General features: G+C 78.2%; 1 protein-coding gene. It reads left to right on the top strand.

Annotation, left to right across the window (positions count from 1 at the left end; translation table 11 throughout):
* Nucleotides 1–438 precede the first annotated feature (438 nt).
* Nucleotides 439–835: radical SAM protein (locus AAT21_RS08590; protein WP_235438723.1), on the top strand; the 397-nt coding region annotated here is incomplete at its 3' end.

An 835-nucleotide genomic window follows, 5' to 3' on the forward strand; every position in this document is an offset into this window, starting at 1 on the left:
CGGCCCCCCGACCGACCCGCACCACGCCCGTACCCCGCCCCAGCCGCATGCTTCGCCCGGACCGGACCGCCGAGCAACCCCGCAGGGGCCCGGCACGCTCCGGCCGGAGCCCCGCCGAGCAACCCCGCAGGGGACACCGCAAGCGAGTTGACCACTTTCCGCCGTTAGCCGGGCTCGGCGGACGGGCAGGGATGGACCGTCCGCCGGGGCGCCCCCGGCGGTGTGCGGGGAGGGAGCACGGCGATGCGGCGAGCGATCACGAGCGCCTCCCCAGTGCCCGGACCCACCACCCCCGCCCCGCCCGCCGGCGGTGGGGCTCGCGGCGGCCAAGCCGGCTGGGCGTCCGCGCATGCGCGCCACGCGCCCTGGCCCCATACCCGGCTCGACGTCGCCGCCGCGCGGGCGGCCGGGCATCCGCCCCATCCCATCCGGCAGTTCGTGCTCAAGACCCGCAGCCGCTGCAACCTCGCCTGCACCTACTGCTACGTCTACGAGATGGCCGACCAGGGCTGGCGCGACCAGCCCGTCGTCATGGCCGCCGCCACCGCCACCCGCGCCGCGCAGCGGATCGCCGAGCACGCCGCCGCCCACGAACTGCCCCGCGTCGACCTTGTCCTGCACGGCGGCGAGCCCCTCCTCACCGCCCCCGCCGCACTGGCCGCGCCCGTCGAAGCCGTACGGGCCGCCCTCGCCGCCACCGCCCCCCGTACCCGGGTCACCGCCACCGTCCAGACCAACGGCACCCTGATCACCCGCGGCCGTCTCGCCGCCCTCGCCGCCGCCGGGATCCGCGTCGGTGTCAGCCTCGACGGCGGGCTGCCCGCCCACAACCCCC

The sequence above is a fragment of the Streptomyces yangpuensis genome, assembly GCF_001005295.1.
Lineage (GTDB): Bacteria > Actinomycetota > Actinomycetes > Streptomycetales > Streptomycetaceae > Streptomyces > Streptomyces yangpuensis.